The following is a 23,597-nucleotide window of genomic DNA, read 5'->3' on the forward strand; positions in this document are numbered from 1 at the left end:
ACGGATTGAATACGTGACCTTGATTATCCAATATGTCATTTGTGTATTAGCTTATAGCTAAACGATATAAATATACAGTAAAGACAAATGAAAAGTAATGAGTTATCTCACAATAAGAAATTCGTGAAGAGTTAGAGTAATGTTTTATATTCTTGAATAATAAATATAATGGAGGGTAAATTCATATAATAGATAAAACAGTGTCATAAAACTATAATACCCACTAATTAAGCTAATTCGCTTGTTATTCATTATTATGATGACATCGTAATTTGATATCGCTTTTCTGGTTAATCCACATGAATATATCTCATTGCCTTGAAAAGTATATTCTTTTTTTGTGCTGGAAAGGGTAATCACGACCAGTGTCGGTACGGCTAATAGGCTGTTGTTTTCTGCGATATTTTGATGAGATGTATCGTAGTCATATTATTCCCAATTGAGGACAATTATCCTTGTATATTGGATCTCCAGTGCTGAATAAAAAGATTTCTTTTCTTGACCTTTAAAAATCGTCGTTATCGATAGGAGCATAGAAAAGATGGTAAGAACCGGAAAGCAATATATGGAGGATTTACGTGATGGACGCACTATTTTTATCAATGGCGAAAAGATCACAGATCATGTAGATCACCCGGCATTCAGGAATGCGATTAGATCTGTAGCGAATTTGTATGATTATAAAATTCAGTATGCGGATAAGATGACTTTCACAACAGAAGCTGGCGAGCAGTTGAGTTTATACTGGCAGTTGCCTTCTACCCCTGAACAGCTAATTGCGCGCGGTTATGCAGCATATGAATGGGCTAAGCAGACGGTGGGCTGGCTTGGCAGAAGCCCCGATTACACGTCATCGGCGTTAGCCGGAATGCTGACACATATTGAGTTATTCGAATCTTACTCTCAAGAACGCGCTGATGCTTTGCGAAAATATTTTGCCTATGCGAGTAAGAATGATCTTTATCTGGCTTATGCCCTGATTAATCCGCAAGGTGATCGTTCAAAGACACCTGGTGGACATGATAAGAATATCTATCATGCTCTTGGTGTAGTGGAAAAGAATGCCGAGGGCATTATTGTCCGAGGTGCTAAAATGCTTGCTACGGGCGCTGTATTGGCTGATGAAGTATTGGTCGGTACTACTAAGCCGCTGAAAAAAGTTGTTGATGAACGCTATGCGCTCTCTTTTGCTATGCCACTCAATACGAAAGGCATAAAAATTATATCCAGACGCTCCTATGAGTTTGGTGCTAATCCCACAGATTATCCCTTGTCATCCCGGTTTGATGAAAATGATTCAATGCTCTATTTCGATGATGTTCTGGTGCCTTGGGAAAGAGTATTTATCTTTGAAGATATCGATATGTGCACTAAGCAGATGGAGTCAACGGCTACGGAAATTTTGATGGATATCCAAAGCCTGGCCCGTTATGCAGTAAAACTGCACTTTTTAGCGGGATTAGCGCAGGCGATGGCTGAAACCAATGGTGTCTGCGAGTATCCTGCTGTGAAGGAATCACTCGCACAGCTCGCCTGCTATGCCATGAATATTGAAGGGTTGTTTAAGAGTGTGCTTCATTGCCCAAAAGTTCATAATGGATTTTATTTGCCTGATAAGACCATGCTTTATACGTATCGGGTGATCTCGCAGTCAATGTATCCAAATGTATTGGAGACAATCAGAAAACTGGCGGGGGGAGGCGTTTTGATGTTGCCATCAAGTGCGGCTGATTTAGAGGATGATGAAATTTTAAGTGTTATTGAAAAAACACAGTATTCATCCATTGCTTCACCTGTCGAAAGGGTCAGGTTGATGAAGTTGGTGTGGGATGCGGTAGGTTCAGAGTGTGCTTCAAGACACCATCAGTATGAACTGTTTTATGCCGGAGCTCCTTATCAAACGTTGGGGCGTCTTTACAGTCAATACGACTGGGAGTCATCAAGGGAACTGGTTGAAAGGATAAAAACGCTTTAAAGTCATTTTTATCCTGTTGCTATGTTTGTTCATCCTATTGTTACGTTAAATTTACCGGATAATAATGAATGGTAATAGTTGATAATGAAATATTCGGTAGAAAAAAGTGCCAGCATTGAGTGTTGGCACTTCTTATTCCGTATCAGTATAACTTGTCAGAATTTGGCCAAAAATAATTTATTGATAAAGCGCTTGCCATCCTGCCTCAACAAGTCCATAATGCCGCCTCATTTTTGGGTAGGCAGAGGAAAATTTCTCCAGTAGTGTCTAGAATGGGGAAGTGGATTCCGTTTTTATTGCCAATACCTAATACTTTTCCAACGAAGTGCAATCTCTATTTTTTATCCACAGTATTTAACGTAACTACCCTATTGAGTTGTCCGGCATTGCTTTGATTGTTACACAGAGTTATCCACAGGCAATACGATGACATTTAAGCTTTGTAACCCATTATTTAAAATAATATCCATTAATTAACTAATTGATAAATTAGAATAATTAGCTATTATTCAAAAATATTGAATTAATATTTATCCTTTCTTTGCGCCTTGATCAACAAAGCGTTTTTATTTTATTCACAAGGAAACAGACGGTTTTTTTAATAAGAAATTAAGCTGATTGTATATTAAGCATCTCTGGGTAACCCTTTAGTAATTGCCCGTATTAATCGTTTCTGTTGCGACGTTTGGACTTCAATTGCATTAGCGCTCCGACGAGATATCTGTTGAGCAATGGCCCAGTGAATATGTTCATCTAATACATCACTCAAGCCGATTCTTTTTTCTAGAATTAGTACAATTTCATCCCGATAAGGTGCGTTACCTAACGCAACTGAAATATTGCGCAGCCAACGTAGATAACCGATACGTCGTATGGCTGAGCCTTCCGTTATGCGCAGGAACTTTTCTTCGCTCCAACTGAATAAATCGAGTAACTTAGGCGTATGCAGTACGGCACGAGGGCTGAAATCATCTTCATCCGTTAATTGTGAGAAACGATTCCAGGGACAAATAAGTTGGCAATCGTCACAACCATAAATCCGGTTTCCCATCAATGGACGAAATTCTTCTGGGATAGATCCGTCGAGTTCAATCGTCAGGTACGAAATACAGCGGCGTGCATCAATCGTATAAGGTTCTACAATTGCTCCTGTCGGGCAGGTAGTCATACAGGCGACACAACGCCCGCATTGTTCTTCTTGAGGAGTATCGATAGGTAAGGGAAGGTTAATCAGTAATTCTCCCAGAAAGAACCAAGAACCCGATTCCCTGTTTAATATAAGTGAGTGTTTGCCAACCCAACCAAGTCCGGCTTTTGCTGCCAATGGGCGTTCCATAATGGGAGCTGAATCGACGAAGGGACGAAAATTCAGAGTCCCTTGGTATTCATGGAAGCTGCAATAGTCCTGTATTTGTTCACCTAGCTTTTTAAGCCGTTGGCGTAGCAGCTTATGGTAATCTCTACCCAGTGAATAACGGCTAACATAGCCCAGTTCAGGGTCATTCAATGTACTGGCAAAAGCCGCTTTGGTGGGCAGGTAATTCATGCGTACACTAATAACCCGCAAAGTGCCGGGCAGTAATTCATGGGTGCGTGCTCGCATCATACCGTGACGTGCCATCCAGTCCATTTCACCGTGGTATTGCTTATCGAGCCATTCCTGTAATCTCGGCTCTTCTGTGGATAAATCAGTGTCACAGATGCCAACTTGCTGGAAACCGAGGGAAAGCCCCCATTGCTTGATGTTTGTTGCCAGAAGACTCAGATCGAGAGGGGTTGCCATTAAATATTAATTTACTGCTATAAAAGGAGCGTAGAGTAACACAGGATAGATTGAAGACAAAAAATGTGGTATCCGGCTTGGTGTCAGCACAGAAGATGCTAAATGATAATAGCTAAGTTATGTTATGGTTATTGATTAAACTAATATTATTTGGCTGATATGCCTTTTTATATACCTTATGGATTTCAGGTCTCGACTTGAAAGAGGATGTGTATATTTCAATATCCTTCAATTTAATAAATACAATAGATAATTTTCGATGAAAGAACTCGTTTTATCACTTCCAAATGAAAATGCTACGGTTGCACTCGGCAATGCAGTGGCGGCAGCTTGCGAACGCGGCTATGTTATTTATTTATATGGTGATCTTGGTGCAGGAAAAACGACATTCAGTCGTGGTTTCCTGCAAGCTCTCGGTCATCAGGGACATGTAAAAAGCCCTACTTATACGTTGGTGGAACCTTATACCTTGCAACCACGTTCTGTTTATCATTTTGATTTGTACCGTCTGGCTGATCCAGAAGAATTGGAATTTATGGGGATTCGGGATTATTTTCATCAGGATGCCATTTGTTTGGTGGAATGGCCGCAGCAGGGGGCAGGTTTTTTGCCTGAAGCTGATATTGAGTTGCATTTGACCTATAACAATGAAGGTCGACAAGCGCGTTTTGTGGCGTTATCTGAATATGGTGAAAATTTACTGGATAATCTGAAATCCTTATGAAGGAATCCCTGACCATGATGAATGCCTTCTTCTCCGTGAAGACGATACAAAAATGGCAACCCCATTGGCTGATGGTGTGTATGTTGTTTGTGATATTAAGCCAACTGGTTATGACAACAGCAATGGCGTCTACGCTGTCAAATGTGCATGTGAGCAATAGTCCATCTGAAGCGACTGTGACGTTGGGGTTCACAGGCGGGCATCCTGAGTATCGTTTTTTCCCTCTGCATAGCCCTGAAAGACTGGTGGTGGATATTCTTCAATCTGCTAATTTCACAGGGTTGCCAATGCATTTATCAGGCCAGGGTCAGGCAAAACAAAATTTAGTAAAAGTAGTCCGAACCAGTCAGCCACCTGATTTACTTCATAAGCGAATTGTGCTGGAGTTGGCACAGAAGGCAACAGCAACTTCCGTTGTGAAGCAATCAGGCCATCAGTACCAGATTATCTTTACTCTGAAAGTAGAGGGTACTGCGAGTCCTTCATCAACATTGAAAGAAAAACCTGCATTCAGGAAAAATCCAGTATCAAATGAAGGTAAGCAATTACTAACAAATAAGCCAACTTCTGGTACAATGCTGACAAAACAAGCTGCTAAAACTGCGTCTGCTCATGGTGAACAATTTGCTCATGGTGAACAAGTAGTGAAAAAACAGCTAACTAAGGCAACTAAAGGAAAATATCCAATTGTTATTGCCATTGATGCCGGGCATGGAGGGCAAGATCCGGGGGCAATCGGGCAGCGAGGATTGCGGGAAAAGAATGTTACCATCAGTGTAGCGCGTAAACTGGAAGTACTCCTGCGCAATGATCCCATGTTCAAACCTGTCCTGACACGGAATGGTGATTATTTTATTTCGGTAGCAGGACGATCGGAGGTCGCCCGTAAACACAAAGCCAATATGCTGGTTTCCATTCATGCGGATGCTGCACCCAATCGTAGTGCCAAAGGAGCTTCTGTTTGGGTATTGTCCAATCGTCGTGCGAACAGTGAATTGGGGAATTGGCTGGAGCAGCATGAGAAACAATCTGAATTGTTAGGTGGTGCGGGAGATGCTCTTGCCAATGGTACTGATCCTTTTTTGAGTCAGGCTGTGCTGGATCTGCAATTCGGGCATTCACAACGGGTAGGTTATGACGTTGCTGTTCAGGTTTTGCATCAGTTAACTCAGGTTAGTTCTTTGCATAAACGCACACCAGAGCATGCCAGTTTGGGGGTTCTGCGTTCACCGGATATTCCTTCCATCTTGGTAGAAACGGGTTTTATCAGTAACTCGTCAGAAGAAGGGTTGCTGAGTTCTGATCAGTATCAAGAAAAATTGGCGCAAGCCATCCATCTGGGGTTACGTCACTATTTTCAGACTAATCCGTTGCAAACAGCACCAAAGTAATTTTAAACCGTGAGCAAGAAACTATACGTAGAATTAACATGTAAGAATTAACACGTAAGAAACAGTGAATAAGGTCGAATGATGGCTATCAGGATATTACCCCCACAATTGGCAAATCAGATTGCTGCTGGTGAAGTGGTTGAACGCCCTGCATCGGTGGTGAAGGAGTTAGTGGAAAATAGCCTTGATGCTGGCGCTACCCGCATTGACATTGATATTGAGCGCGGTGGCATAAAATTGATCCGTATTCGTGATAACGGCTGTGGTATTAGCAGGCAAGACCTCACGTTGGCATTGGCTCGGCATGCTACCAGTAAAATAGCATCTCTTGATGATCTGGAAGCCATTGTCAGTATGGGATTCCGAGGGGAGGCGCTAGCCAGTATCAGTTCCGTTTCACGGCTGACGCTAACATCTCGTCCTGAAAATCAGGCCGAAGCATGGCAGTCTTATGCTGAAGGCCGTGATATGGAAGTAACGGTAAAACCAGCTTCTCACCCTGTTGGAACGACGGTTGAGGTTTTAGACCTGTTTTATAACACGCCTGCCCGTCGAAAATTTCTGAGAACGGAAAAAACGGAGTTCAGTCATATTGATGAAGTCATGCGTAGAATCGCACTTGCCCGGCTGGATGTGGCGATCAATTTGAATCACAATGGAAAATTGGTTCGTCAGTATCGCCCGGCCAAAGAAGCATCTCAGCATGAACGTCGATTGGCAACAATTTGTGGCGCGGCATTTGTGCAGCAGGCTCTTGCACTATCATGGCAGCACGATTCTTTATCTATCAAAGGTTGGGTGGTTGATCCTATGAATACCGCTGTGGCTGGTGATACTCAGTATTGCTATGTTAATGGACGTATGATGCGGGATCGGCTGATTAATCACGCTATTCGTCAGGCTTACCAAGATCTGCTACAAGGAGAGCAGCAACCTGCTTATGTTCTGTACTTGGAGATCGACCCGCATCAGGTCGATGTCAATGTGCATCCGGCTAAACATGAAGTACGTTTTCATCAGGCGCGTTTGGTGCACGATTTTATTTATCAGGGCGTAGCAGCAGTATTGAAACAGCGGAGCAATGGCACTGAACCAGGACTTGATTGTCAGGAGAATACCGCTAATTGGATACCGGAAAATCGGCCTTCTGCGGGAGAAAACCATTTTCACCGACAACCAAAGACATTATCGGCAGAGTCGCCTTCAAATACACCATCATCTTCCCGTTCTCTATCTTCATCTTCGTCCGGGCAGCATGATAAGCAAAGGCAAGAACCACTCAAAAATCCATCTTCAGGCCAGTGTTCAGAACATGTCTCTAATCGGCAGCCTTATCATGGGGAAAATTATCAGAAAAAACAGGGGGAGTTGTATCAGAAACTGATGCAGTTTGCGTCGGAGGAAAAACAACCATTATTTCCTGAAAAGGCAACGCCTGAGAAACGGGGTTCTGGAAACCCAACGCCTGACACGGAAAAAACAACATTAACACCAACTCATTTAACTGCCGTACAGGGGAAAAGTAGTAGTTATAGTTTCGGCAAGGTATTAAGTATCTATGATTCTCACTATGCTTTGTTTGAGTCGGTGTCAGGCATTGGATTGTTGTCTTTACCTGTTGCGGAGCGTTGGCTGAGGCAGGCACAGTTAACTCCGGGAGAACAAGGGCTAAAATCACAACCACTGCTTATCCCATTGAAACTGTCTCTCGATCCGGCAGAAATGCGCGTCTTAAAGCAGAATAGTGAACTATTAAAGACTTTTGGTATTGAATCTACTGTCGCGCATGGAAAAGTAACCATTCATGCGGTATCGTTGCCTCTGCGCCAACAGAACCTGCCAAAACTTTTTCCGGCCTTGTTGGGTTATCTGATAGAGCAGCCATCGGCCTCTGTAGAACAGGTGGCGATCTGGCTTTCCCGTCATTTGGGGAGCGAACACGAAACGTGGAATGTTGCGCAGGCTGTTCAGCTTTTAGCTGATGTCGAACGTCTTTGCCCTCAGTTGGTGGAATCTCCGCCTGAGGGATTATTACAATTTATTGACTTACAAGCAGTGGTGGCACTTTTTAATCATGAGTGATTTAAAAACTCAACAATTGCCTACAGCCATTTTTATCATGGGGCCAACTGCCTCAGGAAAAACGGCATTATCAATCGCTTTACGTCATCATCTTCCGGTTGAACTGATTAGCGTTGATTCTGCATTGATTTATCGTGGCATGGATATTGGTACAGCGAAACCTTCCACAGAAGAACAGGTACAGGCACCTCATCGTTTGATTGATGTTTTGGATCCTGCCGAAGTTTATTCTGCTGCTGATTTTCGTCGTGATGCGGTGGAACACATGGCAGAAATTACGGCCGCCGGGAGAATTCCACTCTTGGTTGGCGGAACCATGCTATATTTCAAAGCATTACTAGAAGGATTATCGCCATTGCCTTCTGCAAATCCTAACGTGCGGGCACAGATTGAGCAGCAAGCAGCGGAAGAGGGGTGGGACGCATTGCATCGGCAGTTGCAGGAGATTGATCCGGTCGCTGCCGCAAGAATTCACCCAAATGATCCACAACGTCTTACTCGTGCACTGGAAGTTTTTCGGATTTCGGGTAAAACTCTAACTACATTGATTGAAACGTCTGGAGAAGTATTGCCTTATCGTGTTCATCAGTTTGCGATTGCGCCTGCAAGCCGTGAAGTTCTGCATCAGCGCATTGCTGCCCGTTTTGAACAAATGATCAAATCAGGGTTTGAAGATGAAGTTAAAGCGCTTTATGCTCGTAACGATTTGCATACAGATTTACCTTCCATTCGTTGTGTTGGTTATCGTCAGATGTGGTCTTATCTCGCAGGCGAAATCTCTCATGATGAGATGGTTTATCGTGGTATCTGTGCGACTCGCCAGCTAGCGAAGCGTCAGATCACATGGCTCAGGAGTTGGGACAATGTGACTTGGTTGGACAGTGATCAACCTGAACAAGCACTAAATACAGTCATGCAGGTTATTAGTACATAAATTTATTGATTGTGTACAATTGATCAGTACAAAGTGTCATTTTTGAGTAGTTAATTTTTCGAACCAATGGGTTCTTAGTTAAAAACAACAAAATAAGGAAAATATAGAATGGCTAAGGGGCAATCTTTGCAAGATCCATTCCTGAACGCATTACGACGTGAAAGGGTCCCGGTTTCTATTTATTTAGTCAACGGCATCAAATTGCAGGGTCAAATTGAATCTTTTGACCAATTTGTCATTTTGCTGAAAAACACAGTCAGTCAGATGGTTTATAAACACGCCATCTCTACTGTTGTGCCTTCTCGCCCAGTGTCTCACCATGGTAGCAATGCAAATGTGGGAGCCAGTGTAGGAAATTATCAGGCTAATACTAGCTCGGCGGCACAGCAGGAAAATGATATCGCTGAATAAATCAGTGATAGTGCCTGATGTAAATAAAAACATAGGTAGGGAGCCTTTACCTATGTTTTTCCTATGGATTTTACTCAGCCTGAGGGGTTGCACCGTTGTTTGATCGTTATGAAGGCGGAGAACTAGCTGTTCTGGTGCATGTTTTTTTCTCACAGGAAAAAGATACGGAAAATCTCGGTGAATTCGAATCATTGGTGACTTCCGCAGGTGTTTCTCCTGTGCAGATAGTGACAGGTAGCCGTAAGGCTCCGCATCCGAAATATTTTGTCGGGGAAGGCAAAGCAGAAGAAATTGCTGAAGCAGTCAAAAACAGTGGCGCAGATGTGGTGTTGTTTAATCATACACTCAGTCCTGCTCAGGAACGTAATCTTGAACGCCTGTGTCAATGCCGTGTTGTTGATCGCACGGGTGTGATTCTGGATATTTTTGCCCAGCGGGCAAGAACGCATGAAGGTAAGTTACAGGTAGAACTTGCACAATTGCGTCATTTATCCACCCGTTTAGTTCGGGGTTGGACTCACCTTGAACGCCAGAAAGGGGGGATTGGTTTACGTGGTCCGGGAGAAACCCAGCTGGAATCAGACCGCCGTATGCTGCGTGACAAGATCAAGCAGATTCTGGGGCGTCTCAATAAAGTAGAAAAGCAACGCGAACAGGGGCGTCAGGCACGTAATAAAGCGGATATTCCTACTGTTTCCCTCGTCGGTTATACCAACGCAGGGAAATCAAGTTTATTCAATAGAATAACCTCAGCTGAGGTATATGCTGCTGATCAGCTTTTTGCTACTCTCGACCCTACATTGCGTCGGATCAATGTGAATGATGTCGGTCCGGTTGTCTTGGCTGATACCGTTGGTTTCATTCGTCATTTGCCTCATGATTTGGTTGCAGCGTTTAAGGCTACTTTGCAAGAAACCCGGCAGGCAAGATTGCTGCTTCATGTTGTTGATGCGTCAGATAATCGTTTGGATGAAAATATCCTTGCTGTTGATAGTGTCCTGGAAGAGATTGAGGCGCATGAGATCCCTTCCCTACTGGTGATGAACAAAATCGATATGTTGGCTGATTTTGTTCCCCGTATTGACCGTGATGAGGAAAATCGTCCGGTGAGAGTCTGGCTTTCTGCTCAGACTGGAGAAGGTATCCCTCTGTTATTACAGGCGCTGACTGAGCGTCTTTCAGGGGAAATTGCGCATTATGAATTGCATCTTCCACCAGAAGCAGGGCGTTTACGTAGTCGTTTTTACCAGCTTCAGGCGATTGAACGTGAGTGGATGGAAGAAGATGGCCAGTTGGGGCTTGAAGTCAGGATGCCAATGGTTGATTGGCGTCGTCTGTGCAAACATGAGCCAAATTTACCAGACTATGTTGTCTGATTGATTGGCGCAGGACGACAAACAAGGTATCATTTTGTCTGCCATTTCAAGGTGCTTAAAGTCATGGAGTAGCGGTGATGGAATGGTGGTGATGAAATGACTGTGCCAGAATTGCAGTGACGAAATCAGCACTGTCAAAAGTATCACCCAAAAATATTGGTTGCTTACGAAACGATGAAAGTTATCGTTTCTGCCCATGGAGGCCGCTGTCAGACCTGTCAGGGACAGGCAATGGCCTGTGAAGTGGGAAGCCTCACCCGTCAGGGTGGAGAGCAGTCACCTCTGAAAAACCAGTGAAAAATTAAAAGTGGAGCTAAAACATGGCGTGGAATCAGCCCGGTAATAACGGACAGGACCGCGACCCGTGGGGAAGCAGCAATAATAATGGCGGCAACTCCGGCGGCAACAATAAAGGTGGTCGAAACCGTGGGGCAACTGATCTCGACGATCTGTTCCGTAAACTGAGTGAAAAACTCGGTGGTCTCGGTGGAAACAAAGGTGGAAATGGTTCTGGACAGAACTTTAAATTTGGTGGGCGTCTTATTGGTCTCGCTGTTGCTGCTGCAGTTGCTGTTTGGGTTGTAAGTGGTTTCTATACCATTAAAGAAACAGAACGTGGCGTTGTTACCCGATTGGGTAAATTTAGCCATATCGTGCAGCCCGGCTTGAACTGGAAGATGACATTTATCGACAGGGTTCGTGCTGTTAACGTTGAATCTGTTCGTGAATTGGCAACATCGGGTGTCATGTTGACATCGGATGAAAACGTAGTACGTGCTGAAATGAACGTTCAGTATCGTGTTACTGACCCTGCCGCTTATCTTTTCAATGTCACTAATCCTGATAACAGTCTGCGTCAAGCGACCGACAGTGCTGTGCGCGGGGTTGTCGGCAAATACACAATGGAAAAAATCCTGACTGCGGATCGTACTATTGTGCGTAACGATACCCAAAAGGTACTGGAAGAAACCATTCGTCCGTACAATATGGGGATCACTTTGTTGGATGTTAACTTCCAGACTGCGCGTCCACCTGAAGAGGTGAAAGCGGCGTTTGATGACGTTATCGCAGCCCGCGAAGAAGAGCAGAAAACGATTCGTGAAGCAGAAGCCTATAAAAACTCTGTCTTACCGATTGCCAAGGGTGACGCTCAACGTATTATCGAAGAAGCTAAAGCCTATAAAGTCAGTGTCGTATTGAATGCACAGGGTGAAGTGGCAAGTTTCGCTAAAATCCTGCCAGAATATAAAGCTGCACCGGAAATTACCCGTGAGCGCCTTTATATTGAGACAATGGAGCGTATTCTAAGTAATACCCGTAAAGTGATTGCAAATGAAAAGAGCAACAACATGCTGGTATTGCCACTGGATCAGGTTCTGCGTAGTCAAACTGAAGCCGCAAAGGTTAAGCCATCAGAAGTAAAGGTAACATCGGAGCAACGCAGCTCGACACATTCTACACCAACACACGGGCCATCTAGTTATAGCAACTCTGGTTATGGCAGTTCTGGCTATGATGATTCAAACAACCTGCGTGGTGATACGACAAGACAAGGGAGACCATAATCATGCGTAAGTCGTTCGTCTTTGCTATTGCCGCCGTATTGGTTGTGCTGTATTCATCGATATTTATCGTATATGAAGGTCAGCGTGGTATTATGCTGCGCTTTGGTAAAGTGGTGCGTGATGCTGAAAATAAGCCAATGGTTTATCAGCCCGGCCTGCATTTTAAAATTCCATTTATTGAAACTGTCAAAACACTTGATGCTCGTATCCAGACGATGGATATCAAGGCTGATCGCTTTCTGACAAGTGAAAATAAGGACCTGATTGTTGACTCTTATCTGAAATGGCGGATTAAAGATTTCAGTAGCTATTATCTGGCAACGGGGAATGGTTCGATTTCTCAAGCTGAAGTGCTGTTAAAACGTAAATTCAGTGACCGCCTGCGTTCTGAAATTGGTCGTCTGGATGTTCGTGGTATTGTGACAGACTCCCGTGGTCGTTTGACGACGGATGTGCGTAATGCTCTGAACCTGGGTACAAGTGACGATGATTCTTCCGCAGACAGTGCAATCGTCTCTGCTGCTGCCCGTGTGAAGAAAGAAACTAAAGGTGAACAACCCGCTTTCAACCCGAACAGTATGGCTGCGTTAGGAATTGAAGTTGTGGATGTCCGTATCAAGCAAATCAACTTGCCTGATGAAGTTTCTGGTGCAATCTACCAGCGTATGCGTGCAGAACGTGAAGCGGTAGCTCGTCGCCATCGTTCGCAGGGTATGGAAGAAGCTGAGAAGGTCCGTGCAGCGGCTGACAAATCTGCTACTGAGATTAAAGCAGCGGCATATAGTCAGGCACTGGTTTTACGTGGTGAAGGCGATGCAGAAGCCACTAAACTGTTTGCTGATGCTTTCAATAAAGATCCTGATTTCTACGCTTTTATCCGTAGCTTGCGTGCTTATGAGAAAAGTTTCAAGAATGAGGGGAATATCATGGTTCTCAGTCCGGATACTGATTTCTTCCGTTATATGAAAGAGCCGACTAAACAGCGTGATCATGTTAACCGTGTTGATCACTAATGAGTTCTGATAGGTGAATTGTTTTATATTCGCCTGAATTGAAAAAAGAAATCTCATCTGAGCCACTGTAAGAAAACTTACAGTGGCTTTTTCATGCTAGTTTTTTGTTTGCCATCATCACCAATATTTACTTAGCAGCCCATTAATATGACGAAACGAAATAACAGAAGTGAGAAAAAATACTGAAAGGTGCTAAATGAGATGTTAGAATCCATTTTTAAGCAACCGAGTGAACTTTTGAAATGGGTAAGAACGTTGTCGTATTGGGCACCCAATGGGGTGACGAGGGCAAGGGTAAAATCGTCGACTTGCTGACTGAACGGGCTAAATATGTGGTTCGTTATCAGGGCGGCCATAATGCAGGCCATACACTAGTCATCAACGGTGAAAAAACCGTTCTCCACTTAATCCCATCTGGGATCTTACGTGAAAATGTCATTAGCATTATCGCAAATGGGGTCGTTTTAGCACCAGATGCTTTAATGAAAGAGATGAAGGAGCTTGAATCACGTGGGGTTCCTGTACGTGAGCGCTTGCTTATTTCCGAAGCTTGTCCGTTGATCCTGCCTTATCATGTTGCATTGGATAATGCTCGCGAAAAGGCACGCGGTGCTAAGGCTATCGGTACAACTGGCCGTGGTATCGGGCCTGCATACGAAGATAAAGTGGCTCGTCGTGGCCTGCGTGTGGGCGATCTGTTCGATAAAGAAACTTTCGCAGTTAAGCTGAAAGAAATCATTGATTACCATAATTTCCAATTGGTTAACTATTACAACGAACCTGCTGTTGATTATCAGAAAACGCTGGATGATATTCTGGCAGTTGCGGATATTCTGACTGGCATGGTAGTTGACGTTTCTGACCTGCTTTACAAAGCAACTCAGAAAGGTGAACTGGTAATGTTCGAAGGTGCGCAGGGTACATTGCTGGATATCGACCACGGTACTTATCCTTATGTAACTTCTTCCAATACTACCGCGGGTGGTGTTGCAACTGGTTCAGGTCTGGGACCACGTTACGTTGATTACGTACTGGGTATCATTAAAGCTTACTCTACCCGTGTTGGCGCTGGCCCATTCCCAACTGAACTGTTTGATGAGACCGGTGAATATCTGCGCCAGAAAGGTCAAGAATTCGGTGCAACCACAGGGCGTAGCCGCCGTACTGGCTGGTTGGATATTGTTGCTATTCGTCGCGCGATCCAAATTAATTCTCTGTCTGGTTTCTGTATGACTAAACTGGACGTACTGGATGGCCTGAAAGAAGTGAAAATCTGCGTTGGCTATCGTAAGTCTGATGGTACTGTTATTGAGACGACTCCTTTGGCCGCAGAAAACTGGGAAGGTTTGGAAGCGGTATATGAAACTCTGCCAGGTTGGGATGAAAGCACTTTCGGTGTTAAAGAACACAGCCAGTTACCAGCAGCAGCATTGAATTATATCAAACGTGTTGAAGAGCTAACCGGTGTTCCTGTTGATATTATTTCTACAGGCCCAGATCGTTCTGAAACCATGATCCTGCGTGATCCATTTGATGCTTAATTGATGATTTTAAATCTTTAAAGTATTTACAACCGGGCTTTATGCCCGGTTTAAGTCACTGGCAAGTCCACAATGCCTACCTACTTATTGCTGTTGCCTTGTTCTTCTTCAAGTTAATGATCCCTTTTCCAGCAGCCATTTTGTGTTTAGCAGTAGCTGCGAGAAAAAATAGATTGTTGATCCTGGCGTATCTCATTCAGAATTGCTTGGGACCAATCCCTGGATTGATTTTTCGGCAGACAAGCCGAAGTGTTTGATAAAGTGAAATAAATTGATATTTAGATAATCTGCTGGTGAGCTAAGACGCTCATCAGCTTCTTGTAATGATTGCCCTTGATTTTTTCTCTTGCAAAGTCGTATAGCTTCGAATTTTATCACTCTCCACAAAAAGTTATGTTTACTATCTGATTTTGTGTTTTGAGGAGATAGAAGGAAAAGAGAGCCACTCGTTTTGCTTAATTTTTAAAATACCCACATAATGTGACCAGCTAATGATAAACCAATAATATCTGTTTGTTTGGTTATCAATAACCCCCCGTTATATTCAGCCACCCAGAGGTAAGTGTGCAGTTAACCAGTTTTACCGATTATGGCTTACGTGCCCTGATTTATATGGCTTCTTTACCAGAAGGCCAGATGACAAACATTACTGAAGTAACGGAAGTTTACGGTGTCTCACGTAATCATATGGTAAAAATAATTAATCAACTGAGTAACTTGGGGCTAGTTAATGCTGTTAGGGGGAAAAATGGCGGCATTAGTCTGGGTAAGGCTGCCAGCGAGATTAAAATCGGTGATGTGGTTCGTGCATTAGAACCACTTGGATTAGTTAATTGTAGTAGTTGCCATATTACACCTGCTTGTCGTTTAAAATCAGTATTGAATCGAGCAGTAGAAAATTTTTTGGCAGAATTGAATCAATATACTTTGGCCGATATGGTCGAAGACAATCGTCCCCTTTATAAATTGTTGCTGACAAAATGAAACAAGAAATGAAATATGGGGATAAACAGCTTACTGATGACAACAGAGGAATTGCGATGTCAAAAGATCCTTTTCAGGAACGAGAGGCTGAAAAATACGAATCTCCTATCCCAAGTCGGGAATATATCTTGGATATCCTTTCTAAACACACCACTCCGGTAAGTCGTCAGGAACTAGCACAGGAACTTCAGTTAACCAGCGCAGATGCACAGGAAGCATTGCGCCGTCGTTTGCGGGCAATGGAACGTGATGGACAATTAGTTTTCACTCGCCGCCAGTGTTATGCGTTACCAGAAAGATTGGACTTATTGAAGGGTATAGTGATTGGTCATCGTGATGGCTACGGTTTTCTGCGAGTGGAAGGCCACAAAGAAGATTTTTATTTGTCGGCAGAGCAGATGAAAATGGCGATCCATGGCGATGTTGTACTGGCACAACCTTTGCGTCCGGATCGTAAAGGTCGGGTTGAAGTTCGAGTTGTAAGAGTGTTGGAGCCAAAGAACAGCCAAATTGTTGGGCGGTATTTTATTGATGCTGGTATGGGGTTTGTTGTACCTGATGATAGCCGTTTGTGCTTCGATATCTTGATCCCTAAAGAGGAGATCTGTGGAGCAAGAATGGGTAATGTCGTCGTTGTGGAATTGACGAATCGCCCGACTCGCCGTACTAAAGCGATTGGCAAAATTGTTGAGGTACTCGGTGAAACGATGGGAACAAGCATGGCGGTTGATATTGCTCTTCGAACCCATGAAATTCCCTATAATTGGCCGCCAATGGTGGAAAAACAGGTCGCTGATCTGGATGAGAATGTACCCGAATTGGCTAAACAAGGGCGAGTTGATTTACGAGAATTACCATTGGTTACTATTGATGGTGAAGATGCTCGTGATTTCGATGACGCGGTTTATTGCGAAAGAAAACGGGGCGGTGGCTGGCGGTTATGGGTAGCGATTGCAGACGTCAGTTATTATGTGCGCCCACAAACTCCTTTGGATACCGAAGCACGCAGCCGTGGTAACTCAGTTTATTTTCCATCGCAAGTTGTGCCGATGTTGCCGGAAGTTCTGTCGAATGGATTGTGTTCACTTAACCCGGAAGTTGATCGCCTGTGTATGGTATGCGAAATGACAGTTTCCGCCCAAGGGAGACTCTCTTCATACAAGTTTTACGAAGCTGTAATGAATTCTCATGCTCGTTTAACTTACACCAAAGTATGGAAAATCTTGCAGGGCGATCAAGAGCTGCGTGAGCATTATAAACCATTAGTAAAGCATATTGAGCATTTACATGAACTTTATCAGGCATTGGATAAGTCGCGTGATGAGCGTGGTGCTATTTCGTTTGAATCTGAAGAAGCAAAGTTTATCTTCAATGCAGAACGTCGTATTGAACGGATTGAGCCGGTAGTACGTAACGATGCTCACAAACTCATTGAAGAGTGCATGATCCTGGCAAATATTGCGGCAGCCCGTTTTGTTGAAAAGCAGCGTGAACCTGTTTTGTATCGTATTCATGACCGACCGAAAGAAGAAAGTATTCTGAATTTACGCTCAGTCTTTAATGAATTGGGGCTGAGTCTATTGGGAGGTATGACACCAGAGCCAAAAGACTATGCTCAATTGATGAAAATAGTTGCTGAACGACCTGATCATGAACTATTGCAGACGATGTTATTGCGCTCTATGAAACAGGCCATTTACGATCCGGAAAACCGTGGGCATTTTGGTCTTGCTCTGCGTTCTTATGCACATTTTACATCGCCAATCCGCCGTTATCCTGATTTGGCATTGCATCGTGCGATTAAATACCTGCTGGCACAAGAGGATGGCACTGTTGAGCAGCATTGGACACCAACGGGTGGCTGGCACAATGATATGGAGCAGATGCTACAATTGGGTGACCACTGTTCGATGACTGAACGTCGGGCTGATGAAGCGACAAGAGATGTGGCAGATTGGCTAAAATGTGATTTCATGCAAGATCAGGTAGGTAATATTTTCACTGGTCTGATTACCAGTGTAACTGGTTTTGGTTTCTTCGTCAGACTGCATGATCTTTTCATTGATGGTTTGGTGCATGTTTCAACATTAGATAATGACTATTACCGATATGATAATGTCGGCCAGCGTCTGATAGGTGAATCTTCCGGGCAGACTTACCGACTCGGTGATGAAGTGGAAATTCGTGTAGAAGCGGTGCACATGGATGAGCGCAAGATTGATTTTATTCTGCTTTCTAGCACCCGCAAGGCTCGTAATAAAGGTAAGACTGCAAGAGATAAAGAGAAAAAAGGCGTTTCTGAACGTAAAAGTGCCAAAAAAGGGCGAGATTATAAAAAATCAGCCAATTTCGAGTCAGATCGTGTTTTCCGTCAAGACAGTGAGTTCCGTAAGAAGAAAAAAACGGAACAAGACAAACCAAACAATAAATCAGGTAAGAAGAAAAAAGTTTCAGACAAAACCAAAAAGATCACGGCAAAATTGAAAGCAAAACGCGCGAAAAAAACGCGAGAAAATAGCTGACAGCCAAAAAGCTAACAACTACAGATAATCAGGGGCGGTTTCTGCCGCCTTCTATTTTTTTAGGTATCATCCAGTCATGAGTGAAATTATCTACGGTATTCATGCCGTTAAAGCCTTATTGGAACGTGATCCACAGCGTTTTATGGAAGTTTATGTATTGAAAGGGCGCGAAGATCGTCGTTTAACTCCGCTGTTACAGGAATTGGAAAATATCGGTGTTTCAGTTCAACTGGCTAACCGTCAATGGTTGGATGTGCAGACAGAGAACGCGGTACACCAGGGTATTATTGCTAAGGTTAAGCCTGGACGACAATATCAGGAGAATGACTTACCTGATCTGTTAGCTCAATGGGAACATCCTTTCTTGTTGGTGCTGGATGGTGTCACCGATCCGCATAATTTGGGAGCTTGTCTGCGGACTGCCGATGCGGCAGGAGTTAATGCAGTTATTGTCCCTCGTGATCGTTCTGCTCAGTTGAACGCAACCGCAAAAAAAGTTGCCTGTGGTGCGGCAGAAAGTGTTCCGCTGATCCGTGTCACGAACCTTGCCCGTACTCTGCGTTTACTACAAGAAAATAATGTTTGGATTGTGGGAACTGCGGGGGAAGCCACGCATGCTTTATATCAGAGCAAACTGACAGGCCCGATGGCTCTGATTATGGGGGCTGAAGGTGAAGGTATGCGTCGATTGACCCGTGAACATTGCGATGAACTGATTAGCATTCCAATGGTGGGTTCAGTCTCTTCTCTGAATGTATCGGTAGCAACAGGAATCTGCCTGTTTGAGATTGTGCGCCAAAGAGGCGCCCAATAGTTGCTTGAGTTTTTTTTATTGTGCGGGTATAGTGACGCGTCAATTTTTCAGCCGTACTCAACACGTTCCTTGCCTCCATGGGCCACGGCTGACCCTGACAGGAGGCTGAATAATCCGTAAGGAGCAATGATAATGCGTCATTACGAAATCGTTTTTATGGTCCATCCTGATCAAAGCGAACAGGTTCCGGGCATGATCGAGCGTTACAGTGCGACTATCACTAACGCGCAAGGTCAGATTCACCGTCTGGAAGACTGGGGCCGTCGTCAACTGGCTTATCCAATCAACAAACTGCACAAGGCTCACTACGTTCTGATGAACGTTGAAGCGCCACAAGAAGCGATTGATGAGCTGGAAACTAACTTCCGCTTCAACGATGCCGTTATCCGCAGCATGGTTATGCGCGTTAAGCACGCAATAACTGAACCATCACCAATGGTTAAGGCTAAAGACGAACGTCGCAGCCGTGACCTGGTCTTGGAAGAAGACCTGGTTGATGATGTTGATGAAGCTGGGGATTCTGAAGAGTAATCATCGTGACAACCAATCGTTTGGTGCTTTCTGGCACAGTGTGCAAAGCACCGATACGAAGAGTCAGTCCATCCGGTATTCCGCATTGTCAGTTTGTGCTTGAACACCGTTCACAGCAACAGGAAGCCGGATTAAACAGGCAATCATGGTGCAGAATGCCCGTTATTGCCAGTGGACAGTTGTTACAGGAATATACTCACAGTATAACGGTCGGTAGTCGAATAACCGTTTCAGGATTCATTAACTCCCACCAAGGGCGCAATGGTCTTAACAAACTGGTTCTTCATGCCGAGCAGATTGAATTGATAGATTCTGGAGACTAGCCAAATGGCACGTTATTTCCGTCGTCGCAAGTTCTGCCGTTTCACAGCGGAAGGCGTACAAGAGATTGATTATAAAGACATTGCTACGCTGAAAAACTACATTACCGAAAGTGGTAAAATTGTACCTAGCCGCATCACCGGCACTCGTGCAAAATATCAGCGCCAGCTCGCTCGTGCTATCAAGCGTGCGCGCTACCTGTCTTTGTTGCCTTACACTGATCGTCATCAGTAATAGGCACAGTCCATTCACGACTTTGAGAGGATAAGGTAATGCAAGTTATTCTGCTTGATAAAGTAGCAAACCTGGGTAGCCTGGGTGACCAAGTTAGCGTTAAAGCGGGTTATGCCCGTAACTTCTTAGTTCCACAGGGCAAAGCTGTTCCTGCAACTAAGAAAAACATCGAATTCTTCGAAGCTCGCCGTGCTGAACTGGAAGCTAAACTGGCTGACATTCTGGCAGCAGCGCAAGCTCGTGCAGAGCAAATCAACGCACTGGGTTCTGTCACTATCGCTTCTAAAGCGGGTGACGAAGGTAAATTGTTCGGTTCTATCGGTACTCGTGACATCGCTGACGCAATTACTGCGGCTGGTGTTGCTGTATCTAAGAGCGAAGTTCGCCTGCCTAACGGCGTTCTGCGTACTGTTGGTGAACACGAAGTTCACTTTCAGGTACACAGCGATGTATTCGCACAGTTGAACGTTAACATCGTTCCAGAAGCTTAATCTCTGATTAGCGACAGAACATGTGAACACAAAAAACGCTGGCAATGCTGGCGTTTTTTGTTGATTATAATTCAAAAAATATTTTACAAGAGCAAAACTTCCTTTTAAATCCCTTCACGCGTTTACCCATCCAGACAGGGCTGTTATGCTTGAACCTTTATCCATTTAATAACAGGTAATTTCATGACAAAACCTTCTTTTGAATCTATTGAGGCGCGGGCAAGCTACGGTATTGGATTGCAGGTTGGGCAACAATTGCAGGAATCTGGTTTGCAGGGATTGGAGCCAGAAGCGCTGTTGGCAGGTTTGTGTGATGCATTGGAAGACCGTGCTCCGGCACTTCCTGTGGAAGAACTGCATCGTGCTCTGCGTGAAGTACATGAACGTGCTGATAGCGTTCGTCGTGAACGCCAGCAGGCGATGGCAGAAGAAGGCAAAAAGTTCCTGGCAGAAAACGCACAGCGTGAAGGTATAAACAGCACAGAATCTGGTTTGCAATTCTCTGTTCTGACTCAGGGTAATGGCACAATCCCTGCCCGCAATGATCGTGTCCGTGTTCACTATACTGGCCGTCTGATTGATGGCACTGTGTTTGATAGCTCTGTACAACGTGGAACACCAGCAGAATTCCCTGTCAGTGGTGTGATCCCAGGTTGGATTGAAGCGCTGACTCTGATGCCTGTTGGTTCCAAGTGGGAACTCTATATTCCGCATAATCTGGCTTATGGTGAGCGTGGTGCCGGTGCTTCTATTCCTCCTTATAGTACATTGATCTTTGAAGTCGAATTACTTGAGATTCTGTAATTCTGATCAATAAAATAGCTGGCTACTGGCTAGCCGGCTATTTTATTTTAGAAAATGCAGAGGTGTAAGATGTTACAACAGATCTGCCAATTGGCACGGGAAGCAGGAACAGCAATCATGGCGGTTTATCATGATGAGCAACCGTTACAAGTAAAACATAAAACGGATGATTCACCTGTTACCGCGGCGGATTTTGCCGCCCATAAGATCATTAAAGCGGGTTTGACGCGTATTTCGCCTGATATTCCGTTGCTGTCAGAAGAAGATCCGCCAACATGGGATGAACGAAAAAACTGGCAGCGTTATTGGCTGGTGGATCCGCTGGATGGAACAAAAGAGTTTATTAACCGAAATGGTGAATTCACCGTTAATATTGCACTGATTGAGGATGGTGTACCCGTAATGGGGGTGGTTTATGTGCCCGCACATGATGTTCTTTATTCAGGGCAGGAACGTCAGGCGTGGAAAGAAACGAATGGGCAGAAATTTCCCATTAAAATTGTTGCTGCAATACCGCCCACTGTTGTAGTTAGTCGTTCGCATATGGATGATGAACTGAAAGATTATCTTACTCAATTAGGTACGCATCAGACGCTATCAGTCGGATCTTCACTTAAATTTTGTATGGTTGCTGAAGGGAAAGCACAGCTTTATCCCCGTTTCGGGCCAACAAATATTTGGGATACTGCCGCGGGTCATGCTGTTGCAATCGCTGCGGGTGCACATGTAACAGATTGGGCCGGTAAAACACTAAGTTATGTACCGCGTGAATCTTTTTTGAATCCGGGGTTCAGAGTGACGATTTTTTAATGAGTAATACGAATCGTAGCTCAATTTTAATATTACCGTTTTAACACCACCGTTTTAACACCAATTGTCTTTATCATAATAGCTAAAAGTGATAATGGTTCCTGCCACGAAACCATTATCACCAGTTCAATATGATAGAAAAATAAAAAGATAATTAATTTTTCAGTTCTTCTTTGATCAAAGCAAGAACGTGTGTGATCTCTTCATGACTTAATTTGCCATCTTTGACAAATTTCACATTACCATTCTTATCCAACACAATGATTGCTGAACTTTTGGGTTCCAGCTCCCATGCTTTTTTGGCAACACCATGACTATCAACAATAAATTGTGACCACGGAAACTCTTTTTTACTGTCTTCAAGACTGCTGCGGACGAAAGCACTGGTGCCAAAAATAGCATCATCGGTATTTACAATACTGGTGGTTTGATATTGATCTTTCGGGAGATCAGCCGCTTTCAAGGCCTGAATGAGGGGATCATTCATCTCTTTGGCTGAGCTGCGCCCGGCAATATGCTGGATAGTTCTTACTTTCCCTGGAAGTTCTGCACTGTTCCATTTCTGATAGCTAAACTTATTGTCATTGAGAAGTAGTTCACCTTTATCTGTTACGATGACAACAGGAACGGGTTTTTCGACAGTAATATTGTGGGCAAACGCAGATATTGAAGCTAAGCCCAATATTAAAGGTAATGTTATGTTTTTTAGCATGTTTATTCCTTATTTGGCATGATATGGCATGTTATCAAGGTGCATCATATTCAGCATAGCGCGTGTTGGCGGGTCTGTCCTTACAAAATACAACAATTTATTAACATTCAAAATAAAATATAAGGTAATCTTCAGACAATATAACATAATGCTCTCTTTTTTCATCATGTTACGTAAAAGTAGTGATTGAATCTTCAATGTTGGGGAACAAATTGTCGGATATAGAGTCTATACATCGTACACAGCAGTGATGTGTTTGATCACGCAATGCAGTAAACAACAATGCAACAAAAAAATGCAGTAAAAAAATAGTATCGTAAGAAGCACGGAGGAATAAAAAAAGATGAAAATCTTTCGCCACTATAATCCACTAAAAATTGCTCTCTACGTAAAAACCCTATTCCGTGGGCGGTTGTATATTAAGGATATGGGTGCTTTTGAATTTAATTATGGGAAAATTTTACCTCCAAGGATAAAAGATAAACGTCATTTCCATGTAATGAGTGAAGTTAACCAGCACGTGTTGCTCCTACAGGCTGAAATGGGATAGCTTTTTGACAGCTAACTTAATGGTTTTAT

Annotated in this window: 23 protein-coding genes; 21 read left to right on the forward strand and 2 right to left on the reverse strand. The window is 43.8% G+C overall.

All coding sequences use genetic code 11. The features are described 5' to 3' along the window. The first annotated feature begins 541 nt into the window (after positions 1-541). Positions 542-1,975 (forward strand): 4-hydroxyphenylacetate 3-hydroxylase family protein, encoded by a 1,434-nt coding sequence (locus AAC147_RS00160; protein ID WP_047684306.1) that lies wholly within the window; start codon positions 542-544, stop codon positions 1,973-1,975. A gap of 625 nt (positions 1,976-2,600) precedes the next feature. Here the strand turns inward: AAC147_RS00160 and queG are convergent. Then, the gene (gene queG, locus AAC147_RS00165; RefSeq protein ID WP_047684310.1) at positions 2,601-3,758 is read right to left on the reverse strand and encodes a tRNA epoxyqueuosine(34) reductase QueG; all 1,158 of its coding nucleotides are present in this window, start codon (positions 3,756-3,758) and stop codon (positions 2,601-2,603) included. A gap of 259 nt (positions 3,759-4,017) precedes the next feature. Between queG and tsaE the strand changes: the two genes are divergently transcribed. The 19 genes from tsaE (at position 4,018) to cysQ (ending at position 22,306) form a co-directional block, all read left to right on the forward strand. Beyond that, on the forward strand, positions 4,018-4,482 hold the full coding sequence (gene tsaE, locus AAC147_RS00170) for a tRNA (adenosine(37)-N6)-threonylcarbamoyltransferase complex ATPase subunit type 1 TsaE (RefSeq protein ID WP_047684312.1): 465 nt from the start codon (positions 4,018-4,020) through the stop codon (positions 4,480-4,482). A 14-nt stretch (positions 4,483-4,496) separates the two neighbouring features. Continuing rightward, a complete protein-coding gene (gene amiB / locus AAC147_RS00175; RefSeq protein WP_047684315.1) occupies positions 4,497-5,873 on the forward strand; it encodes an N-acetylmuramoyl-L-alanine amidase AmiB in 1,377 nt (458 codons plus the stop codon). Between the two features lie 81 nt (positions 5,874-5,954). Next, positions 5,955-7,955, forward strand: coding sequence for a DNA mismatch repair endonuclease MutL (mutL, locus tag AAC147_RS00180; RefSeq protein WP_047684318.1), 2,001 nt, complete (start codon positions 5,955-5,957; stop codon positions 7,953-7,955). Then, positions 7,948-8,889: a tRNA (adenosine(37)-N6)-dimethylallyltransferase MiaA gene (gene miaA, locus AAC147_RS00185; RefSeq protein WP_047684321.1), complete on the forward strand. Its 942-nt coding sequence runs from the start codon at positions 7,948-7,950 to the stop codon at positions 8,887-8,889. The genes mutL and miaA overlap by 8 nt, the downstream gene beginning before the upstream one ends. 108 nt (positions 8,890-8,997) lie before the next feature. Next, positions 8,998-9,300 carry an RNA chaperone Hfq gene (gene hfq / locus AAC147_RS00190; RefSeq protein ID WP_047684324.1) on the forward strand — a complete coding sequence of 101 codons (303 nt, stop codon included), beginning with the start codon at positions 8,998-9,000 and terminating at the stop codon, positions 9,298-9,300. Between the two features lie 95 nt (positions 9,301-9,395). Next, a complete protein-coding gene (hflX, locus tag AAC147_RS00195) occupies positions 9,396-10,676 on the forward strand; it encodes a ribosome rescue GTPase HflX (RefSeq protein ID WP_047684327.1) in 1,281 nt (426 codons plus the stop codon). A 174-nt stretch (positions 10,677-10,850) separates the two neighbouring features. Further along, entirely contained in the window at positions 10,851-10,973 is a 123-nt protein-coding gene (locus tag AAC147_RS00200; protein WP_255347682.1) for a hypothetical protein, read from the forward strand. Positions 10,974-10,996: 23 nt separating this feature from the next. Further along, positions 10,997-12,241, forward strand: coding sequence for an FtsH protease activity modulator HflK (hflK, locus tag AAC147_RS00205; protein WP_047684330.1), 1,245 nt, complete (start codon positions 10,997-10,999; stop codon positions 12,239-12,241). 2 nt (positions 12,242-12,243) lie between these two features. Beyond that, the gene (gene hflC, locus AAC147_RS00210) at positions 12,244-13,254 is read left to right on the forward strand and encodes a protease modulator HflC (RefSeq protein WP_047684333.1); all 1,011 of its coding nucleotides are present in this window, start codon (positions 12,244-12,246) and stop codon (positions 13,252-13,254) included. A gap of 242 nt (positions 13,255-13,496) precedes the next feature. Then, positions 13,497-14,795: an adenylosuccinate synthase gene (locus tag AAC147_RS00215; protein ID WP_047684335.1), complete on the forward strand. Its 1,299-nt coding sequence runs from the start codon at positions 13,497-13,499 to the stop codon at positions 14,793-14,795. A gap of 564 nt (positions 14,796-15,359) precedes the next feature. Further along, positions 15,360-15,779, forward strand: coding sequence for a nitric oxide-sensing transcriptional repressor NsrR (gene nsrR, locus AAC147_RS00220; RefSeq protein ID WP_047684338.1), 420 nt, complete (start codon positions 15,360-15,362; stop codon positions 15,777-15,779). 56 nt (positions 15,780-15,835) lie between these two features. Next, on the forward strand, positions 15,836-18,301 hold the full coding sequence (gene rnr, locus AAC147_RS00225) for a ribonuclease R (RefSeq protein ID WP_047684545.1): 2,466 nt from the start codon (positions 15,836-15,838) through the stop codon (positions 18,299-18,301). 76 nt (positions 18,302-18,377) lie between these two features. After that, positions 18,378-19,115, forward strand: coding sequence for a 23S rRNA (guanosine(2251)-2'-O)-methyltransferase RlmB (gene rlmB, locus AAC147_RS00230; RefSeq protein ID WP_047684341.1), 738 nt, complete (start codon positions 18,378-18,380; stop codon positions 19,113-19,115). 132 nt (positions 19,116-19,247) lie between these two features. After that, positions 19,248-19,646 carry a 30S ribosomal protein S6 gene (gene rpsF, locus AAC147_RS00235; protein ID WP_038261402.1) on the forward strand — a complete coding sequence of 133 codons (399 nt, stop codon included), beginning with the start codon at positions 19,248-19,250 and terminating at the stop codon, positions 19,644-19,646. Positions 19,647-19,651: 5 nt separating this feature from the next. Continuing rightward, the gene (priB, locus tag AAC147_RS00240; RefSeq protein ID WP_072032548.1) at positions 19,652-19,969 is read left to right on the forward strand and encodes a primosomal replication protein N; all 318 of its coding nucleotides are present in this window, start codon (positions 19,652-19,654) and stop codon (positions 19,967-19,969) included. 4 nt (positions 19,970-19,973) lie between these two features. Continuing rightward, a complete protein-coding gene (gene rpsR, locus AAC147_RS00245; RefSeq protein ID WP_000135199.1) occupies positions 19,974-20,201 on the forward strand; it encodes a 30S ribosomal protein S18 in 228 nt (75 codons plus the stop codon). Between the two features lie 38 nt (positions 20,202-20,239). After that, positions 20,240-20,692 carry a 50S ribosomal protein L9 gene (gene rplI / locus AAC147_RS00250; RefSeq protein ID WP_047684348.1) on the forward strand — a complete coding sequence of 151 codons (453 nt, stop codon included), beginning with the start codon at positions 20,240-20,242 and terminating at the stop codon, positions 20,690-20,692. Between the two features lie 183 nt (positions 20,693-20,875). After that, positions 20,876-21,496 (forward strand): peptidylprolyl isomerase, encoded by a 621-nt coding sequence (locus AAC147_RS00255; RefSeq protein WP_047684351.1) that lies wholly within the window; start codon positions 20,876-20,878, stop codon positions 21,494-21,496. Positions 21,497-21,565: 69 nt separating this feature from the next. After that, entirely contained in the window at positions 21,566-22,306 is a 741-nt protein-coding gene (gene cysQ, locus AAC147_RS00260) for a 3'(2'),5'-bisphosphate nucleotidase CysQ (RefSeq protein WP_047684353.1), read from the forward strand. A 154-nt stretch (positions 22,307-22,460) separates the two neighbouring features. On the opposite strand, the gene AAC147_RS00265 is transcribed toward cysQ, so the two are convergent. Further along, positions 22,461-23,018 (reverse strand): YtfJ family protein, encoded by a 558-nt coding sequence (locus AAC147_RS00265; protein ID WP_047684355.1) that lies wholly within the window; start codon positions 23,016-23,018, stop codon positions 22,461-22,463. Positions 23,019-23,361: 343 nt separating this feature from the next. Here AAC147_RS00265 and AAC147_RS00270 point away from each other — a divergent pair, with 343 nt between their 5' ends. Next, complete coding sequence (locus tag AAC147_RS00270) at positions 23,362-23,568, forward strand: DUF1107 domain-containing protein (RefSeq protein WP_038261417.1); 207 nt, start codon at positions 23,362-23,364, stop codon at positions 23,566-23,568. Positions 23,569-23,597 lie beyond the last annotated feature (29 nt).

The organism is Xenorhabdus sp. NBAII XenSa04 (assembly GCF_963866145.1).
Taxonomy (GTDB): domain Bacteria; phylum Pseudomonadota; class Gammaproteobacteria; order Enterobacterales; family Enterobacteriaceae; genus Xenorhabdus; species Xenorhabdus indica.

Excerpts from the sequence above, each read along its gene's own strand:
- AAC147_RS00160 (WP_047684306.1), top strand. The coding sequence starts at position 542 with ATGGTAAGAACCGGAAAGCAATATATGGAGGATTTACGTGATGGACGC.
- queG (WP_047684310.1), bottom strand. The coding sequence starts at position 3,758 with ATGGCAACCCCTCTCGATCTGAGTCTTCTGGCAACAAACATCAAGCAA.
- tsaE (WP_047684312.1), top strand. The coding sequence starts at position 4,018 with ATGAAAGAACTCGTTTTATCACTTCCAAATGAAAATGCTACGGTTGCA.
- amiB (WP_047684315.1), top strand. The coding sequence starts at position 4,497 with ATGATGAATGCCTTCTTCTCCGTGAAGACGATACAAAAATGGCAACCC.
- mutL (WP_047684318.1), top strand. The coding sequence starts at position 5,955 with ATGGCTATCAGGATATTACCCCCACAATTGGCAAATCAGATTGCTGCT.
- miaA (WP_047684321.1), top strand. The coding sequence starts at position 7,948 with ATGAGTGATTTAAAAACTCAACAATTGCCTACAGCCATTTTTATCATG.
- hfq (WP_047684324.1), top strand. The coding sequence starts at position 8,998 with ATGGCTAAGGGGCAATCTTTGCAAGATCCATTCCTGAACGCATTACGA.
- AAC147_RS00200 (WP_255347682.1), top strand. The coding sequence starts at position 10,851 with ATGAAAGTTATCGTTTCTGCCCATGGAGGCCGCTGTCAGACCTGTCAG.
- hflK (WP_047684330.1), top strand. The coding sequence starts at position 10,997 with ATGGCGTGGAATCAGCCCGGTAATAACGGACAGGACCGCGACCCGTGG.
- hflC (WP_047684333.1), top strand. The coding sequence starts at position 12,244 with ATGCGTAAGTCGTTCGTCTTTGCTATTGCCGCCGTATTGGTTGTGCTG.
- AAC147_RS00215 (WP_047684335.1), top strand. The coding sequence starts at position 13,497 with ATGGGTAAGAACGTTGTCGTATTGGGCACCCAATGGGGTGACGAGGGC.
- rnr (WP_047684545.1), top strand. The coding sequence starts at position 15,836 with ATGTCAAAAGATCCTTTTCAGGAACGAGAGGCTGAAAAATACGAATCT.
- rlmB (WP_047684341.1), top strand. The coding sequence starts at position 18,378 with ATGAGTGAAATTATCTACGGTATTCATGCCGTTAAAGCCTTATTGGAA.
- rpsF (WP_038261402.1), top strand. The coding sequence starts at position 19,248 with ATGCGTCATTACGAAATCGTTTTTATGGTCCATCCTGATCAAAGCGAA.
- rpsR (WP_000135199.1), top strand. The coding sequence starts at position 19,974 with ATGGCACGTTATTTCCGTCGTCGCAAGTTCTGCCGTTTCACAGCGGAA.
- rplI (WP_047684348.1), top strand. The coding sequence starts at position 20,240 with ATGCAAGTTATTCTGCTTGATAAAGTAGCAAACCTGGGTAGCCTGGGT.
- AAC147_RS00255 (WP_047684351.1), top strand. The coding sequence starts at position 20,876 with ATGACAAAACCTTCTTTTGAATCTATTGAGGCGCGGGCAAGCTACGGT.
- cysQ (WP_047684353.1), top strand. The coding sequence starts at position 21,566 with ATGTTACAACAGATCTGCCAATTGGCACGGGAAGCAGGAACAGCAATC.
- AAC147_RS00265 (WP_047684355.1), bottom strand. The coding sequence starts at position 23,018 with ATGCTAAAAAACATAACATTACCTTTAATATTGGGCTTAGCTTCAATA.
- AAC147_RS00270 (WP_038261417.1), top strand. The coding sequence starts at position 23,362 with ATGAAAATCTTTCGCCACTATAATCCACTAAAAATTGCTCTCTACGTA.